The organism is Streptomyces sp. NBC_00328 (genome assembly GCF_036139655.1).
Taxonomy (GTDB): domain Bacteria; phylum Actinomycetota; class Actinomycetes; order Streptomycetales; family Streptomycetaceae; genus Streptomyces.
On the sequence record NZ_CP108013.1, the window covers coordinates 3,976,607 to 3,993,728 of the forward strand.

The following is a 17,122-nucleotide window of genomic DNA, read 5'->3' on the forward strand; positions in this document are numbered from 1 at the left end:
CTTCACCGAGGCGGTGCCTTCCGTTTCCTGGGCGGGGGCGTGAGTGAAGCCAGCGCGGTGGGCCGCACCGCGCCGACCGCGGCCGAGCCGAGCAGAAGTCGGGTCAGATCATGGGGCTGCGCCCGCTCATCGGTCGTAGCCGCCGCTGTGATGCGGTCGAGCCGGAAACCCCGGCCGGCCTGCCGCGTGCGGCACCAGGCGATGAGGTACCACCGGCCGTCGGCGGTCAGCAGTCCGGCCGGCTCCACCACGCGGTCGCTTTCGCGTCCTGCCGCGTCGACGTAGGACAGCCGCAGGACCGAGTTCGTGGTGAGCGCCTGCTCAACCGCGGCTCGGACCGTGGAGTCGGCCGGGGAGGGCAGCGTGACGATCCGTGCGGCGAGTTCCTGTGCCGCCACCGAGGCGGGGCCGGTCATCGAGGCCGCGATCTTCTGGGCCGCCGTGCGGGTCGCACCGGCGTACGGGGCGGAGGCGTCCGCCGCGGCGAGCGCGACGGCCAGTGCCGAGGCCTCGGCGGCGGTGAACCGGATCGGGGGCAGGGTCATCTCCGGGTCGACCGACCAGCCACCGCCTCGCCCGGGTGTGGCGCGCACCGGGACACCGGCCTCCATCAGCGCCTGGAGGTCACGCTGCACCGTGCGGGTGTTCACCTCGAATCGCGCGGCGAGCGCGGCGACCGTCAGCGGCCGCGGTGCCGCCGCGCGCAACTCCTCTACCAGCGCGTAGAGCCTAGTGGTGCGGTTCACGCGGCCGACGCTACAGTCCCGCGGTGGACAGGAAGTCCCGCTCGCGCCGCAGTTCCCGCTCGGTGATGGTCAGGGGGAACAGGGTGAAGCCGTGCATCGCGCCGGCGACGACACCGAGCCGCACAGCCGCGCCTGCCGCCTGCCAGCGTTGAGCCAGGAACAGCGAGTCGTCCAGGAGCGGATCCTCGGTGCCGACGACGATCCGGGCGGGTGGCAGGCCGGCCAGGTCGGCGAACAGCGGTGAGACCTCGGGATCGCGGCGCTGTTCCGTCCCCATGGCCGGTGTGAACAGGTCATAGCTGCCGCGCAGCGCGTCGGTGTTGCTCAGCAGCCGCTTCGATCCGAACAGTCGCTGGCTCGGTGTCATCGACAGGTCGTAGGGGCCGAACAGCAGGTGGGCCGCCCGGAACGCGCCGGTGATGCCGTGCCGGTCGCGAAGGCGCAGCAGGGTCACGACGCTCAGGTGGGCACCGGCCGACTCGCCACCGATCAGGAGCCGTTGAGTGCCGAACTCGGCTGCGGCGTGGTCCACCAGCCATCGGGCGGCCGCTTCGCAGTCGTCGGGCCCGGCCGGGAACGGGTGTTCCGGCGCGAGGCGGTACTCCACGCTGACCACGGCCAGCCGCGCCTGCTCGGCGAGCCGCCACAGCCTCTCGTCCTGCCCGTCCGCGGAGCCGAACGCCCAGCCGCCTCCGTGTATGTGCAGATAGACGCCGTCGACGTGGTCGGGTACGAACACGCGGGCTTTCACCCCGCCCGCGATGACGCGGTCCCGGCCCTGTGGCAGTCTCACCGGTGGCGCGTCGCCGGCCAGCCGGTTGCGCCGCAGGGCGGCGAGCAGGGCCGCGTCCGGCACCCCTTCGCGCGCTGGGCGGCTCGCCGCGGTGGCGGCGAAGCTCTCGTTGAACTCCAGGGTCTCGGCGAGGCAGTCCTCGTCTGTGATCGTCATGCTGTCGACAGTCGCAGCCGTCCGCGACAACGTCCTGTCACCTTTTCCTGGTGAGCCGCGTCACAGCCCTGTCGCATCGCCTACCCCGCCCGGCACTGCCGTCCGCATCGGCGCGCATCGCACCCGGACGGTCACCCGCGCAGATCCGACCGCCCCAGCTCGAACCAGGTCGCCTTGCCCCGCCCCGGCCCGTGCCCGCACACGCCCCAGGCGTCGGCGCCCCTGGAGATCAGCTGTATCCCCCGGCCTCCCTCCTCGTCGGGGCCGGGGGTACGGCAGTCGGGACGGCCGGGGGCCTCGTCGTGGACGAGGACACGCAGGCGACATGGGCCGGCCCAGCCGGCGTACAGCGTGACCGGGGCCGAACAGCCCCGCCCGGTACACGCGTTGACGGCGTTGGTGACCGCCTCGGAGGTCAGCAGCACCGCCATAATGCGGTGACGTACCGAGCGGTCATCCACGAAGCCGCGTTGCACGCCCAGGTCGGTGGCCCACAGGTCATGCGGCGCCAGCTCCTCCGTTTGATCGAGGTCTCCCGACTGCCCAACGTGACCGTGCAGGTCTTCCCGTTCACGGGCGGCGGGTACTCCGCGTACAGCCGCAGCTTCGCCATCGAGTTGGCCCTCGCTCCGGTCGACCCGGAGTCGGCCCCGGAAAGCCACGCGTCGCGAGACTCGCTGAGCCTGCTGCAACACGTCATGTACGCCCTCTGAGAGGAACCGAGATGCCCCGACTCTCCTGGCAGAAGTCGTCGTTCAGCGGTGGTGGCGAGGGCGAGTGCGTAGAGCTGGCGGCGACCGCGACCGGTCGCATCCGCCTCCGGGAGAGCGACCGGCCCGGCGACATCGCCACCTCGACGCCCCGCGCGCTGGCGAGCCTGCTCCTCGTGCTCAAGAACGACTCCTGGGGGCCGTCTCGGAGCCGGTGAGAAACGACTACGACGCCCCGGCCGGGTGGGGGGTGGAGAAGTCCGGCCGGGGCTCGCAACCCCCGTTTCGCAGTGGCTGGTTGGGTTACTTCAGCGCGGCGAACGCCTTGGAGAAGGCGCCGTCGCTCTGGACGATGGAGCTGCAGACCGCGTCCGCGGTGTTCTTGGCACCGCCGGCGCACTGCTTGTCACGGGAGGCGGACCACATCGAGAGCCAGCCGATGCCCTTGGACTGCGCGAAGGTCACGAGCTGCGAGGCGTCGTCGACCTTGAAGATCTCCGAGGCCACGTCGTTGACGCCGATCATCGGGGTGATGGCGACCGTCTTCCACGCGGCACTGTCGGAGAGGCCGAGGACGCTCTTGATCTGCGCCTGCGTGGCCGTGGCGGCCTGCTGGGCGAGGTCGCCCATGTCACCGCTGAACGCGGGGCCGTAGTCCATCGCCATGATGTTCACGGTGTTGATCTTCACGCCGTTGGACTTGGCGTCGGAGAGCAGGTTGACGCCGTCCTGGGTGAGGCCCTGGGGCAGGACCGGCAGGGTGAAGGAGACGTCCAGGCCCGGGTGCTGCTGCTGGAGCTTGGCGATGGCCTTCGCGCGGTTGGAGTTCGCGGCCGTGTTGGGCAGCGCGCCGCCCTCGACGTCGAAGTCGACCTTCGTGAGCTTGTACGCGTCCACGGCCTTGCCGTACGCGGCCGCCAGCGCGTCGGCCGAGGAGCAGGTGGTGGCCAGCTCCGAGCCGGAGGCCCCGCCGAAGGAGACCCGGACGTCGCCGCCCTTGGCGCGCAGCGCGCCGATCTGCGCCGCCACCGCGTCACTGGCGAGGTCGCTCACGCCGCCCCACTTCGGCGTACAGCCGCCGCCGTCGGTGACGAACGCGAGGTTGTAGTTCTTCACTCCGGTGGCGTCGGCCGCCTTGAGCAGGTCGAAGGCCGGGAAGAGAGAGGTGTCGACGTAGGGCGCGAAGCCCGCCGTCGTCGTGGTGCCGCCGCCCGAGCTCTGGGTGGGGGACGGAGTGGCCGTGGCAGTGGCGGTGGCCGTCGGCTTCGGGGTCGCGGTCTGCGTCGCGCTCGCGGTCGGGGTGGGCGCGGCCGTGGAGGTCGCGGTCTGCGTGGGGCGGCCGCTCGGTTCGGGCGTCGCTCCGTCCACCGAGCACTTGGTGCCGTCGATGACACAGCCCGTCGGGTTCGCGGTGCCGTTCACGACGAAGCCGACGGTGACGGACTCGCCGGCCGCCAGACCGTCCTTGTCCCAGGACGGCGGTGTCACGGTGACGTGCTGCCCGCTCACCGACGACGTCGCGTCCCACAGCGAGCTGAGCTTGGAGCCCGAGGGCAGGTCGAACTCCAGCTTCCAGTCGGGCTTCCGCTGGCCCGTGTCGTTGGAGACGACGTACTGCGCGGTGTACCCCGTGGACCACTCGCTGGTCCTGGTGTAGGCGGCGCCGACGCTCGACGCGTTCGCGATGCCGGTGAACACGAGGGCGCCACCGCCGGCCACGGCCGCCGCGACGATGCCGCCTATCGCCTTGTTCCTGCCACTGACCTTGCGCCGGTGCGTGCTGCTCATCGCGTGTGCCTGCCTTCGCGGAATCACGGGGGGGGGGGTCGCTGGGGGGGGTCGTCCCAGGGGGTGCGGGCATCACGCTAGCGATCCGGAATCGGTCAAACCGATTGTTCCGGACGGCGGTTGAGGATCTTAGGGTCCGCTTAAGGAAGGCATCGGGAGGCGTTAAAGGTCGAGACCACTGTGGGCGGTTTGGCACGTGCCGGGTGCCTGCTCGGCGCAGGTCCGCGGGCGTGCTCGGCGCAGGTCCGCGGGCGTGCTCGGCGCAGGACGCGGATCCCACTCGGCGCATGCGGCGGGCCTACTCAGCTCAGGGCACGGATTCCGCTCGGCGCAGGCGGCGGGCCTACTCAGCTCAGGGCACGGATTCCGCTCGGCGCAGGCCACGAGCCCGGGAAGCACAGGGCACGGGGCCCACTCGGCGCAGGCCGCGGGCTGGGGAAGCACAGGGTGCGGGGCCGCGCGGGGCGGCACGTGCCGCCGGCCCTCTCAACGCAGGGGCGAGGGCCCGCGCGGCGCAACCCGCGACTCGGCTCAGCGCGACGGGCGAGCCCGGCTCGGCGGGTACCGCGGGCCCACTCGACGCAGGGGCGAGGGCCCGCGCGGCGCAACCCGCGACTCGGCTCAGCGCGACGGGCGAGCCCGGCTCGGCGGGTACCGCGGGCCCAGTCGGAACACCAGGTCGCCCATGGCGTGTCAGCGCACGCCCACGCCGCGCCTTCGGCGCCGTACGCTGCCTCGGTGTCCGCTGCGGACCGGCGCCCTGCCGTCGAGCTGGATCCAGATGCGCACCTCGGTTCCGCCCAGCACGGAGGAACCGATCCGTACGTCCCCGCCCGTCGACTCCGCGAGCCGCCGCACGATGTCGAGGCCGAGGCCCGTCGACCCGTCGTTGCCCGAGCCCCGTCCGCGGGCCATCGCCGCCTCCGGATCCACGATTCCGGCGCCCGCGTCCGACACCAGCACGATCACGGCGTCCTCCGCGTTGTGCACGTCGACCGCGAAGGCCGTGCCCTCGGGGGTGTGCCGGAAGACGTTGCCGAGGAGGGCGTCGAGCGCGGCGGCGAGATCGGCGCGGGCCACGGGTATGCGGCACGGCCGGTCCACGCCGGCCACCCGCACCTTGCGTCCCTCGTCCTCGGCGAGCGCCGACCAGAAGTCCATGCGCTCTCGGACGACCTCGGACGCGTCGCACCCGGCTCCGGCGCCGATCGCCGCGGTCTGCGGCTTGGCCTCCCGGGCCGTCCTGATGATCGTGTCGACCTCGCGCTCCAGTTGCTCGACGGCGGCCCGGGTCTGCTCGGCGGCCGGCCCGTCGCCGAGCGAGGCGGTGTTGAGCCGGAGCACGGTCAGCGGGGTACGCAGGCGGTGCGAGAGGTCGGCGGCGAGTTCTCTTTCGTTGGCGAGCAGTTGGACGACCTGGTCGGCCATGGAGTTGAAGGCGACGGCGGCCTGCCGCAGTTCGGTCGGCCCTTCCTCGGGCACGCGGGAGCCCAGTTTCCCCTCGCCCAGCTCGTGCGCGCTCTCGGCGAGGCGCTGCGCGGGCTGCACCATCCGCACGCCCAGCCGGTCGGCGACCGCGACCGAGCCGACGATGAGGGCGGCTCCGACCGCGGCGAGGACCGCCCAGGCCGTGCCGACGCCGTTGCTGACCTCGGCCTCGGGGACGTACACCTCGATGACCGCGATCTCGCCGGAGCTGAGCGCGACGGGCTGGAGCAGCGCGGAGCCGCCGGGCACCTCCGCGGTGGAGGCCCGGCCCAGCCGCCGGGTCATGACGATGTCCTTGGCGACCGCGCGCCGATCGCCGATCTCGACGGCCGGCTTGCCGTCGGCGGCGGGGATGTGCACGGCCATCTGCGCGTCCGATCCGGCGGAGGCGACGACGCGCTCCAGCTCGTCCCGCTCGGTCGTGATGGAGAGCGCGGGCGCGATGGCGGCGGCCTGCCGCTCGGCGTTCGAGAACGCCCGGTCGCGCGCCATCTCCTTGATCACCAGGCCGAGCGGGACCGCGAAGGCGACGACGACCATCGTCGTCACCGCCACGCACACCTTGACCAGTGCCCACCTCACAGCGGACGCTCCGCTCTCGGCGGCTCCAGCTTCACGCCGACGCCCCGCAGGGTGTGCAGATAGCGCGGGCGTGCCGCCGTCTCCCCCAGTTTCCGGCGCAGCCACGAGAGATGGACGTCTATGGTCTGGTCGTCGCCGTAGGCCTGCTGCCACACCTCGGCGAGCAGTTCCTTGCGCGGCACGACGACACCGGGGCGGCCGGCCAGGAAGGCGAGCAGGTCGAACTCGCGCCGGGTCAGGTCGAGTCGTACGCCTTCCAGTTCCGCCTGGCGGCGCAGCGGGTCGATGGCGAGCCCGCCGACGCGGATGACCGTCGACACGGGGGCCTCGCCCACGGTGGTGCGCGAACGGCGCAGCACCGCCGCCATCCGCGCGGACAGGTGCTCGACCGAGAACGGCTTGGTCAGATAGTCGTCCGCACCGGCGTTCAGAAGCCGGACGATCTCCGTCTCGTCGTCCCGCGCGGTGGCGATGATCACCGGGACGTCGGTGATCCCGCGCAGCATCTTCAGTGCCTCGGACCCGTCCAGATCGGGCAGTCCGAGATCGAGGATCACGACGTCGAAGGAGAAATGGGCGACCTCGCGCAGCGCCTCCAGGGCGGTGCCGACGCTGCGCACGATGTGCGCGGCCTCGGTCAGATGCCGGATGAGCGCCGAGCGTACGAACTGATCGTCCTCGACGACGAGCACACTTGCCATGGGCGGCACCGTACGCCATCCGGGCGCGGCCGTCCGGAGCCTGTGGACAACCCTCGTGCGGCACTTGTGGACAATCCCGGACCGTTCCCCGGGACATTCCGGATCTTGGCAGGGCCGGGAGACACCCGTGGTGCTCGTGGTGCAGTATGGCCGCGATGCGCAGAGGACTCGTACACGTACTCGCGTGGTCGCTCGCCACGGGCGCGGCGGTCACGCTGTCGTGGTGGGGTGTCCACACCGTCATGACGGGGACGGCCTACGACCCGCCGCGGGCCCTGCCCATCACGGCGGCCGGCGCGACGACGCGGGAGACGAGACCGCCGGCGTCCTCGACCCAGCGGGCCGAGCCGTCCCGGAGCGCGCCGAGCAGGCCGTCCACGAGCCCGAGGCCGAGCGCGGCACCCTCGAAGTCCGCGCCGGAGAACGGCAGTCCATCTTCTGCCGCCCCTGCCTCGACGGCCTCCCCGACCTCCTCCGGACAGGTCAGGAGCTACGACTCCGACGGCGGCCGGGTGGTCTTCGACATCGCCGCCACCTACGGGACGCTGGTGTCCGCGACGCCGAACACCGGCTGGTCGATGCAGGTGTGGAAGTTCGACACCTATATCCGCGTGGAGTTCACCTCCGGCGCCGACCGGGTGTCGGTGTTCTGCGACTGGCACGACGGGCCTCCGCACGTGGACATCGGGACGTACTGAACCGACGCGTGCGGCGGGCGGGCGTCCGGGCGGCCCGCCGGGGCGCGCTGACGCCGGGTCAGCGGAACACGGACGGCGGCGGTGCCGGTGAGGCGACCGCCACCGCGTCCGTGACCGGTGCCGCGCCGCCCGTGAAGTCCAGGAGCTCCCTGCCGTGTTCGACCCGGGCGGGATGCGGGTCGGAGGCGGCGCGGCGGGTCAGTTCGGCGATGGGCAGGGGCAGGCCGGAGGCGACGAGGACGGCGTTCCCGAAGCGTTTGCCGCGCAGCACCGTCGGGTCGGCGACCAGGGCGAGCTCGGGGAAGACGGAGGCGACGGTGGCGATCTGGCCGCGGAGGTGCGCGAGCGGGGGTCCGTCGGCGAGGTTCGCGGCGTAGACCCCGGAGTCCTTCACGGCCCGGCGGACCTCCGTGACGAACTCGGCGGACGTCAGGTGGGCCGGGGTGCGCGCACCGCTGAAGACATCGGCGATGACCAGGTCCGCCCAGCCGTCGGGCACCTTGGCGAGACCTTCCCGCGCGTCCACGGAACGCACCCTGATCCGGGCGTTCGGGTCCAGTGGCAGTTCACGGCGCACCAGTTGGACGAGGGCCGCGTCGCGCTCGACGACCTGCTGGGTGGACCGGGGACGCGTGGCGGCGGTGTAGCGGGCCAGGCTGAGGGCGCCGCCGCCGAGGTGGACGACCTGCACGGGCCTGCCGGGCGGGGCGACGAGGTCGATGACATGGCCGAGGCGGCGCTGGTACTCGAAGCTCAGGTACGCGGGATCGTCGAGGTCGACGTGGGACTGCGGGGCGCCGTCGATGAGCAGGGTCCAGCCGCGGGCCCGGTCGCGGTCGGGCAGCAGCTCGGCGAGCCCGCCGTCGACGGCCTCGACGACCGCCTCGGCCGGCCCGCGCCGTCCGCCCCGTCCGGTGTCACGGCCGTCGTCCGCCCGCTGTTTCCTCGCCCTTGCCATCTGGCCATTATCGGGGCGCGGGGGCGGGTCGGCTCAGCGACCGGTCACCGGGGTGCGCGCCCGCTCACCGGCAGCCGTCGGCCGCCTCGATCAGCCGCGCGGCCTCGCCCAGCGCGGCCCGCAGCACCGCCGGATCGGTCGCGAGGTCCGCGTCACCGGGCGGGAGCAGCCAGTCCGAGCCCTCGACCGGAGGCTCGGGGGCCGGCCGCAGGCCCCGGCCGTCGGTCTGCGTACAGGTGCTGCCGGGCACGTCCCAGGCGTCGGCGGTGCCGGGCGGCACCAGGAAGCCGAGGGTGTCGCGGCCGCCGTCGTGCAGGACGGGCCCCACGAGGTCGGCCGCGCCCCGGCGCAGGATGTCGACCGCTTCCAGTCCCTGGCGGGCCGGAACGGTCACCAGGTCGCACTCGGCGGCCGGCCCCGGCGGGACGCCGTGCTCCGGGGACGGCCTGTGCTGTGCGGTCGACGGCGGCGTACGGAACTCGATGCTCTGCGTGATCTGCATCCCGGCCTCCAACGGAACCCCTCCTCATGACGAGTGGGTCGGGAGTTCGGGCGGCTCCCGGTCCACCCGGTTCAACGCGCCAGGACGTCAACGGCTACGGCGAAACTCCGCCACAAAGGATGGCAGTTCATGGCAGATCGTGGATGAGATATCCGTTTTGTAGCCAAACCCAGCGTGGCGGCGTTGTCACAGCAGGTACGTTCTTGCCCCGCCGGAAGCAGGCACCTACCGGGCACAACCCGGTCAAGTCAGCCTCGGTTCCGGCGTGGTTCACGGTTCGCAAGAGAGGGCCCGGCCATGGCGTCGTCATCGGTGACCTCGTCCCCGTCCCCCCGGCCACCACGGCCGAATCTCGCCTTCCGGAGGCTGCGCGGCCAGCGCTCCCCGGGCGAGTTCGCCGCGCTGGTACGGAGGGCCGCACGCGAGATCGGCGAGCGGGTCAGCTGCGACGCGCGCTACATCGGGCGCGTCGAGGCGGGAGAGATCCGCTGTCCCAACTACGCGTACGAGCGGGTGTTCCTGCACATGTTTCCCGGCCGCACGCTGACGGACCTCGGTTTCACGCCCCGCTCATGGGTACGCGGACGTGGGGCGCGCGACACCGAGCCGCCTCTCACGCACTCCACGAACCTCCCGCACGCCCCGCACGCCCCGCACACCTCGCACGAGGATGAGACGGACGGGGTGCACGAGACGTATGAGACGTCGGGTCCGCTCCACGTCCCGGCTCCGTACGGCCCGCGCACCGCGCACCACACGGACAGCCCGCACGATCCGTACAGCCCGCACGATCCGTACGACCCGCACCACTTGTGCGATCCGTACGACCCGTACGACAAACGCGATCAGAACCACGAGGAGAGCGACGTGCAGCGTCGCGCATTCATGACCGGAGGCACCGCCACCGTGGCGGCGGCCTCACTGGGACCCTTCGGCGGCAGCGCATCGGCCGCCGAACGACGCGTCCACCGGGCCGGTACGTCCGAGGCGGGAGCCCTCGAAGAGGCCGTCCGCAGGATCCGGCTGCTCGACGACAGACACGGGGCCGACGGGCTCTACCGGCGCGCGGCGGCACCCCTGCGCACGGCCTACGAACTGCTCGACGCGGGCACCACCCGGCAGACGACCGCCGACCGGCTGTACTCCGGAGCCGGCGAACTGGCCATCTCGGTGGGCTGGCTGGCACACGACTCCGGGCGCTTCGACGACGCGCGCTCGCACTACGCGGAAGCCCTCGCGACCGCCCGGATGGCGGGCGACGCGGGCCTGGAGGCCCACGCCTTCTGCAACACGGCGTTCCTCGCCCGCGACGCGGGACGCCCGCGCGAGGCCGTACGCGCGGCCCAGGCCGCCCAGCGCGCCGCGCGTACCCTCGGATCCCCCCGGCTGCTCTCCCTGCTCGCGCTGCGCGAGGCGGGCGGCTGGGCCGGACTGGCCGACCGCCGGGGATGCGAGCAGGCGATGGCCCGCGCACAGGCCCTCTACGGACGCGGCCCCTCGGAGACCGACCCCGAGTGGATGACCTTCTACGGAGAGGCCGAGCTGGAAGGACTCGAGGCGCAGTGCTGGTCGACCCTGGGCGACTGGCCCCGGGCCGCCCGCCACGCACGCCGCGCCGCCCACCTGCAGGACCCGCACTTCACCCGCAACATCGCCCTCTACACCGCCGAACTCGCCGACGACCTCGCCCGCGGCGGCCGCCCCGACGAGGCCGCCGTCGCCGGTCTGCGCGTCCTGGACCTGCTGAACGAGGTCCAGTCCTCCCGCATCCAGACCATGCTGGCGGCAACGGCCCGCGTGCTGCTGCCGCACCGCCGGGCCTCGGGAGTCTCGGCGTTCCTCGACCGGCACGCGAGCCTGCCCCGCACGGCGTGAGGACGGCCGGGGGCTCCGGTCAGGCGCTCAGGTGCCCGCAGTCGTTCCACACCTCGATCGCGGGTTCCCCGTAGGCCCAGCCGAGCACCGACAAAGAGGTCGGGTTGAGGCGGATACGGGCCGCGAAGTCCAGCGGAAGGCCCAGCCAGCGGGCGCCCAGGGAACGCAGGATGTGGCCGTGGGCGAAGATCAGCACATCGCGGTCCTCGGAGCGGGCCCACGAGACGACCTCGTCCGCGCGCGCGGTGACCTGCTCCAGGGTCTCCCCCTCGGGAACCCCGTCACGCCAGATGAACCAGCCGGGGCGGATGTCCTGTATCTCGGCCGGGGTCATGCCCTCGTAGGCGCCGTAGTCCCACTCCATGAGCGCGTCCCAGGCCGTCGCCCGCTCTCCGAAGCCGGCGAGTTCGCACGTCTCGCTCGCTCGCGAGAGCGGGCTGGTCCGCACCTCGGCGGCGGGCAGTGAGTCGAACGGTGACCGGTGGAACCGCTCGCCCAGCAGCTTGGCTCCGCGCCGCCCCTCCTCCAGGAGAGGGATGTCGGTCCTGCCGGTGTGCTTTCCGGACAGCGACCATTCGGTCTGTCCGTGCCGGGCCAGCAGGATGCGCGGTGCCATGACGAGGAGCCTTTCCGTGACGGGCGGCACGGACGAGACGGTCGGCTCACCCGTGGACGACTGAGGAGTGGGTCACTCCATCATCGCTCACGTCCGCTCCGGGCAACCCTGAGGGCGATCTCCGCGTCTTTGACATCCGGAGCGACATCCGGGGCGCCCCTTCGGGGCATTCGCGCACACCGTAAAATCCCCGGGTGGCCACGGACCGGGTCACCGCGAACGAACAAGCACGAACAGTTGGGGGAGGGCGATCGGATGCCGCCGACCGATGCACCGCGTACCGAAGCGGCACCGCGCGCCCGGTCGGGCCGGTGGGACGCCCTGCGCGCGTCCGCCGCGTCGCAGGCCCGTCTGCGCTGGTGGACCGAGGTCCCGCTGATCCTGCTCGTGTACGCGGCGTACACCGCGGGCCGGCTGCTCGCCCGGGGCAACACCTCCGGCGCGACAGACCACGGCCTGGAGATCCTGCGCATCGAGAAGGCCCTCCACCTCAACGCCGAACATCCGCTGAACCGGCTGTTCACGCGGGAGTCCTGGCTCGGTGTGCCCGCCGACTTCGGGTACGCGTCGCTGCACTACGTGGTGACGCCGGCGATCCTGATATGGCTCTTCCGCTCCCGGTCCGTGCGCTACCGCGCGGCCCGCACCTGGCTCTGGACCTCCACGTTCATCGGCCTGATCGGCTTCACCCTGCTGCCGACCTGCCCGCCCCGGCTGCTGTCGCCCGAGCACGGCTTCGTCGACACGATGGCCCAGTACAGCGATTACGGCTGGTGGGGCGGCGAGGCGAGCGCGCCACGCGGCATGGGCGGGATGACGAACCAGTACGCGGCGATGCCGAGCCTGCACGTGGGCTGGGCGCTGTGGTGCGGGGTGATGCTGTGGCGTCACGGCCGTACTCCCGTGGCCAAGGCCGCCGCCGTCATCTATCCGCTGTTCACCACGATCGTCGTGATGGGCACGGCCAACCACTACTTCCTGGACGCCGTCGCGGGCGTCGCCGTGATGGGTGCCGGCCTGCTGCTGACCCCGTTCGTGATGCGGGCGGCGGACCGTGTGCGGACGCTGCTGAACGTCGTCGTCCCGTGGGGCAAGGGTGCCTCGGGGGGCGAGGGTTCCGCGATTGTCAGTGCGGGGTGCCAGACTTCCCCGGGTGAACGAATTCCCCGACAGCGCGAGCCCCGCCCCGGGCCGGGAGCCGAGCCGGATTCCGCCGCCACGGACGCGGGCGACAGCACTGCGACAGCAGCTCGCTGAGCTGCGCGGTCCGGACATCGCGCCGAAGGCGCTGGACGCGCGGGCCCTCGCGGCGCTCGCCGCCAACCCCGGGTGCGACCGGCGCGCACTGCTGGACGGTGTGGGCGTCGACAAGGCGAAGCTGGCCGGTGCGCTCGGCGCGCCGTCCGCGTTCGGGATGTCGCAGTTCGCCTTCATGCGGGGCAACGCGTTCGAGGCGCGGGTCAAGGCCGACGGCGGCGCCGAGCTGCTGCGGCTGGTGCACGAGAAGCTGGACCCCGGGGCCGCGCCGCCCGGCGCCGGTGCCGTGCCCGACCTGAGCGCGATCGGCCCCGAGGGACGCACGGAACGCACGGCACGGGCGTTGCGCGAGGCCACCGGGACCGGCGCCTGGACCCTGCTCGACCACCCCATGCTCGCCCTGGACGTGGCGGGCTCCCCGGCCTTCCTGGAGCCGGACGCCGTGGTCGTGCATCCCGACGGGGACTGGACGGTCGTCGAGATCAAGTCGTTCCCGATGCTCGACGGCTCGGCCGACCCCGCCAAGGTGGGCGCCGCCGCCCGGCAGTCCGCGGTGTACGTCCTGGCCCTGGAGGAGGTCGCGGCCGGCCTCGACCCCGCTCCCGGGGTCCACCACCGTGTCCTGCTGGTCTGCCCGAAGGACTTCTCCAACCTCCCGGCCGCCTCGGCCGTCGACGTGCGCAAGCAGCGCGCGGTCACCCGCCGCCAGCTCGCCCGGCTCACCCGCGTCGAGGACATCGCGGCCGCCCTCCCCGAGGGCACCTGCTTCTCCCCCGGCCTTCCCGCCGAGGAACTGATCACGGCCGTCGAGGCGGTCCCCGCCACGTACGCCCCCGAGTGCCTGTCCGCCTGCGAGCTGGCCTTCCACTGCCGGGCCCGCTCGCGGGCCGAGGGCGCGGTGACCTCGCTCGGCCGCTCGCTGCGCGCGGAGCTCGGTGCTCTGACGACCGTCCCGGACGTCCTGGCCGCGGCGCGCGGGAAGGCGGGCGACCCCGAGGACCCCGCCGTCGCGGCCCTCAGGAGGGCGGCGCTGCTGCGGGCGGAGGCCCTGCGCGGAACGGCCGCGCGGACCCCTGCCCGAGCCGGGGAGGCCCGGTCCGGCCTGCCGCAAGACCTCGCGGCAGGCCGGAGGGGCTCGGCCGACGGCCTCTCCGAGGTACACACCGTGCCCGCACCCGGCTCCCCGGCCCCGGAGACCGGCGCGCCCAGGGCCGAAGCACACGAAGCGCCCGTGCCCACCGGTGCGGGCGCACCCGAAGCCGCCGCCCCCGGCGTCGCTGGCGGCCGGGAGGCGGGCGCATGTCGCTGATCACCGCCCTCGCCCGGCTGGAGGCCGTCGAGAGCGGCCTGGCGCAGCCCGCCGCCACCGTCCTCCACCGCCATCTCGTCGAACGGCCGCTGGTGTTCGTGCCGCTCACCACCGCGGGCGAGGCGGGAGCCCCGCTCGGCGCGCTGGTCGGCACGGACCGGGACGCGCCCCGGCTGCTGGTCGTGCCGCAGCCGCGCGACCGCGACCTGCGTTTCGCCTTCCTCGCCGAACTCGCGGACGTCGTCCTGCCCTACATCGACTCGTTCGCGGACGTCGTCGAGGCCGCCGAGCGCAGCGAGACCGACCCGGAGACCGGCAAGCGCGTCAAGGTCGAGGTCGAGCTGTGCGCGGACGCTCCGCAGCTGATCGTGCCGGGCCGGGCCGGCATCGAGTTCGTCCGCCTCCTCGGGCGCTCCACCCGCTTTCGCCGCACGGCCGAGCAGGATCCCGAGACTCCGCATCCGGCGCCTCCCCGGGTGCCGCTGTTCGGGCGCTGGCTGACCCACTTCGGGGAGCGCGCCCGGGTGCCCGGCTCCGCCCTGCTCCTCGCCCTCACCGACGTGCTGTCCCGGCACTGGGCCACCGGCCAGAGCAGCCTGGAGGACCAGCATCTGGGCGCGCTGCTCGCCTGGCTCGATCCGCCGGACGGCGAGCCGGGCGCCCAGGCGGCGGTGCGGGCCGAGCTCCAGCGGGACGCGCGCGGTCAGCTCGTCTGCCCGCCCGCCGGACCGGCCACCGACCCCGCCTTCGACAACGAGCTGCTGGCCCCCGCGATCGAACGCTACGACCGCGCGCGTACGGCGCTGGCCGCCGCCGAGGACGGCATCGAGGCGGACGACCGGCTCGGTGAACTCACCGCGGCCGAGCGGAAGATCCGCGACCTGGTCGAGAGCGTCACCCGGCCCACCTGGGACGCGGTCTGGCACGGTCTCGACCTGCTGCGGACGCTGCCGAAGGGGGCGCACGCCGCCGACCGGTGGACCCGTGACCGCTGGTCGTTCACCGGACACCGCGACCGGGTGGTGGCGGGCGAGCCGCCGCAGCCGCGCCGCGACGACGCGGTCACCGCCGCGAACAAGCTGGCCACGCGGGAGCGGGAGCAGGCCCGGCTGGAGGCGCAGGAGGCTCTCGACGACCCGCTGGTCATGGCCGGCCGGCGGCTCGCCGGAGAGGCCTTCGCCGGAGAGGTCACCGAGGTCGTGACGGCGTACAGCGAGGGCAAGCGGCCGAGCCCCCGCCCGCTGGTGACCGTCCGCACGGACGACCGCCCGCACCTGGGGGAACGGGCCAGGGTGTACCGCTCGCTCGGCGGGAAGCCGCAGGCCGCGGAGTTCGTGGGGTACGACGACGAGGGTGCGGCCGTGGTGCTGCGGATCGTCGACAAGATGGGGCGCGGCAAGGAACCGGAGGCCGGGTCCGTGCCGGAGAAGGGGGATGCCGTCTGCTTCACGCTCTTCGAGCACGAGCAGCGCGGCGGTGCCAAGCTGCCCGACCCGGAGGAGACGCCGTGGACGCACGGAGGGCCGCCGGGTGAGCCCGACGCGCTGCCGCTGCCGGACCCGGTGACCGAGGAGGACGTCCTTTGACCGCCGTCTTCGACCCGGGCGCCGAGGCCGCCCGCGCCACCGACGCGATCCTGCGCGACACCCTGCACGGCACCGACCGCGGAGTCGTGGTCGATTCCCCGCCGGGCGCCGGCAAGTCGACCCTCGTCGTCCGTGCCGCTCTCGAACTGGCTGCCGCCGGGCGCCCGTTGATGGTCATCGCGCAGACGAACGCCCAGGTCGACGATCTGGTGCTGCGGCTCGCGGAGAAGGCACCGGACCTGCCCGTGGGCCGGCTGCACAGCAGCGACTCCGACCCGTACGACAAGGCGCTCGACGGCCTGGACCAGGTCCGCAAGTCCGCGAAGGCGGCCGACCTGGCGGGCCTGGACGTCGTCGTCTCGACCGCCGCGAAATGGGCCCACGTCAAGGGCGTCGAGCCCTGGCGGCACGCGATCGTCGACGAGGCGTACCAGATGCGCTCGGACGCGCTCCTCGCGGTCGCCGGGCTCTTCGAGCGGGCGCTGTTCGTGGGCGACCCGGGGCAGTTGGACCCGTTCGCGATCGTCGGCTCGGAGCAGTGGGCGGGACTGTCCTACGACCCGTCCGCGTCCGCGGTGTCCACACTGCTCGCGCACAATCCGCAGTTGCCGCAGCACCGGCTGCCGGTGTCCTGGCGGCTGCCCGCGTCGGCCGCGCCCCTGGTGTCGGCCGCCTTCTACCCGTACACGCCGTTCCGCAGCGGCACCGGTCACGGCGACCGGCGGCTGAACTTCGCCGTCCCGTCGGACGGTTCGGGCACCGACCGGGTCATCGACGAGGCGGCCGAGTCCGGTTGGGGACTGCTGGAGCTGCCGGCCCGGCACACTCCGCGCACGGACCCGGAGGCGGTCCACGCGGTGGCCGGGGTCGTACGGCGGCTGCTCGACCGGGGCGGAGCGGCCGCGTCGGAGCGGGCGGAGGATCCGGTGCCCCTGACGGCCGACCGGATCGCCGTCGGCACGGCGCACCGCGACCAGGCCGCGGCCGTACGGGCGGCGCTGAGCGGTCTCGGCGTCACGGACGTCACCGTGGACACGGCGAACCGGCTCCAGGGACGGGAGTTCGACGTCACGGTCGTCCTGCACCCGCTGTCGGGACGGCCCGACGCCACGGCCTTCCACCTGGAGACCGGACGTCTGTGCGTACTCGCTTCCCGGCACCGGCACGCGTGCATCGTGATCTGCCGGGAAGGAATCACGGAGTTGCTGGACGACCACCCGTCGACCGAGCCCGTACAGCTGGGGGTGACCGTGAAGTTTCCGGATGGCTGGGAGGCCAATCATTCGGTGCTGTCGCATCTGGCGGAACACCGGGTGACCTGGCGGCCCTGAGCCGGCGGGCGGCCCGCTCCGACGGC

The 17,122-nt window shown here is 73.2% G+C and carries 17 protein-coding genes; 8 read left to right on the forward strand and 9 right to left on the reverse strand.

The annotated features are described in order from the left end of the window. Nucleotides 1–2: 2 nt before the first annotated feature. From OG485_RS17365 to OG485_RS17375, 3 genes are all read right to left on the reverse strand, one after another. The gene (locus tag OG485_RS17365; protein WP_328669271.1) at nt 3–746 is read right to left on the reverse strand and encodes a helix-turn-helix transcriptional regulator; all 744 of its coding nucleotides are present in this window, start codon (nt 744–746) and stop codon (nt 3–5) included. Nucleotides 747–756: 10 nt separating this feature from the next. Then, nucleotides 757–1,695 carry an alpha/beta hydrolase gene (locus OG485_RS17370; protein ID WP_328669272.1) on the reverse strand — a complete coding sequence of 313 codons (939 nt, stop codon included), beginning with the start codon at nt 1,693–1,695 and terminating at the stop codon, nt 757–759. Nucleotides 1,696–1,826: 131 nt separating this feature from the next. Continuing rightward, complete coding sequence (locus OG485_RS17375) at nt 1,827–2,126, reverse strand: ATP-binding protein (protein WP_328669273.1); 300 nt, start codon at nt 2,124–2,126, stop codon at nt 1,827–1,829. A 6-nt stretch (nt 2,127–2,132) separates the two neighbouring features. Between OG485_RS17375 and OG485_RS17380 the strand changes: the two genes are divergently transcribed. Together OG485_RS17380 and OG485_RS17385 are read left to right on the forward strand one after the other, a co-directional pair. Beyond that, nucleotides 2,133–2,408 carry a Scr1 family TA system antitoxin-like transcriptional regulator gene (locus OG485_RS17380; protein WP_328669274.1) on the forward strand — a complete coding sequence of 92 codons (276 nt, stop codon included), beginning with the start codon at nt 2,133–2,135 and terminating at the stop codon, nt 2,406–2,408. A gap of 11 nt (nt 2,409–2,419) precedes the next feature. Next, entirely contained in the window at nt 2,420–2,623 is a 204-nt protein-coding gene (locus OG485_RS17385; protein ID WP_328669275.1) for a DUF397 domain-containing protein, read from the forward strand. 85 nt (nt 2,624–2,708) lie between these two features. Here OG485_RS17385 and OG485_RS17390 read toward each other — a convergent pair whose 3' ends face one another. From OG485_RS17390 to OG485_RS17400, 3 genes are all read right to left on the reverse strand, one after another. Beyond that, on the reverse strand, nt 2,709–4,193 hold the full coding sequence (locus OG485_RS17390) for a glycoside hydrolase family 18 protein (protein ID WP_328669276.1): 1,485 nt from the start codon (nt 4,191–4,193) through the stop codon (nt 2,709–2,711). 693 nt (nt 4,194–4,886) lie between these two features. Continuing rightward, entirely contained in the window at nt 4,887–6,263 is a 1,377-nt protein-coding gene (locus OG485_RS17395; RefSeq protein ID WP_328669277.1) for a HAMP domain-containing sensor histidine kinase, read from the reverse strand. Continuing rightward, complete coding sequence (locus OG485_RS17400) at nt 6,260–6,964, reverse strand: response regulator transcription factor (RefSeq protein ID WP_326787583.1); 705 nt, start codon at nt 6,962–6,964, stop codon at nt 6,260–6,262. Before OG485_RS17400 ends, OG485_RS17395 begins: the two co-directional genes overlap by 4 nt. 155 nt (nt 6,965–7,119) lie before the next feature. Here OG485_RS17400 and OG485_RS17405 point away from each other — a divergent pair, with 155 nt between their 5' ends. Continuing rightward, nucleotides 7,120–7,662, forward strand: coding sequence for a hypothetical protein (locus OG485_RS17405; protein ID WP_328669278.1), 543 nt, complete (start codon nt 7,120–7,122; stop codon nt 7,660–7,662). Nucleotides 7,663–7,720: 58 nt separating this feature from the next. On the opposite strand, the gene OG485_RS17410 is transcribed toward OG485_RS17405, so the two are convergent. Both OG485_RS17410 and OG485_RS17415 read right to left on the reverse strand, forming a co-directional pair. Then, entirely contained in the window at nt 7,721–8,620 is a 900-nt protein-coding gene (locus tag OG485_RS17410; RefSeq protein WP_328669279.1) for a spermidine synthase, read from the reverse strand. A 64-nt stretch (nt 8,621–8,684) separates the two neighbouring features. Then, nucleotides 8,685–9,122, reverse strand: a complete 438-nt coding sequence (locus tag OG485_RS17415) for a hypothetical protein (protein WP_328669280.1) — start codon at nt 9,120–9,122, stop codon at nt 8,685–8,687. Between the two features lie 297 nt (nt 9,123–9,419). On the opposite strand from OG485_RS17415, the gene OG485_RS17420 reads away from it, so the two are divergent. Further along, nucleotides 9,420–10,997 carry a hypothetical protein gene (locus OG485_RS17420; RefSeq protein WP_328669281.1) on the forward strand — a complete coding sequence of 526 codons (1,578 nt, stop codon included), beginning with the start codon at nt 9,420–9,422 and terminating at the stop codon, nt 10,995–10,997. A 19-nt stretch (nt 10,998–11,016) separates the two neighbouring features. Here OG485_RS17420 and OG485_RS17425 read toward each other — a convergent pair whose 3' ends face one another. After that, complete coding sequence (locus tag OG485_RS17425; RefSeq protein ID WP_328669282.1) at nt 11,017–11,613, reverse strand: histidine phosphatase family protein; 597 nt, start codon at nt 11,611–11,613, stop codon at nt 11,017–11,019. A gap of 255 nt (nt 11,614–11,868) precedes the next feature. Here OG485_RS17425 and OG485_RS17430 point away from each other — a divergent pair, with 255 nt between their 5' ends. From OG485_RS17430 to OG485_RS17445, 4 genes are read left to right on the forward strand one after another with little or no spacing between them, the layout of a single operon-like run. Further along, entirely contained in the window at nt 11,869–12,870 is a 1,002-nt protein-coding gene (locus tag OG485_RS17430) for a phosphatase PAP2 family protein (RefSeq protein WP_328669283.1), read from the forward strand. Then, nucleotides 12,821–14,179: a hypothetical protein gene (locus tag OG485_RS17435; RefSeq protein WP_328674511.1), complete on the forward strand. Its 1,359-nt coding sequence runs from the start codon at nt 12,821–12,823 to the stop codon at nt 14,177–14,179. Before OG485_RS17430 ends, OG485_RS17435 begins: the two co-directional genes overlap by 50 nt. After that, on the forward strand, nt 14,170–15,765 hold the full coding sequence (locus OG485_RS17440) for a hypothetical protein (RefSeq protein ID WP_328669284.1): 1,596 nt from the start codon (nt 14,170–14,172) through the stop codon (nt 15,763–15,765). The genes OG485_RS17435 and OG485_RS17440 overlap by 10 nt, the downstream gene beginning before the upstream one ends. Continuing rightward, nucleotides 15,762–17,096 (forward strand): AAA family ATPase, encoded by a 1,335-nt coding sequence (locus tag OG485_RS17445; protein WP_328669285.1) that lies wholly within the window; start codon nt 15,762–15,764, stop codon nt 17,094–17,096. Before OG485_RS17440 ends, OG485_RS17445 begins: the two co-directional genes overlap by 4 nt. Nucleotides 17,097–17,122 lie beyond the last annotated feature (26 nt).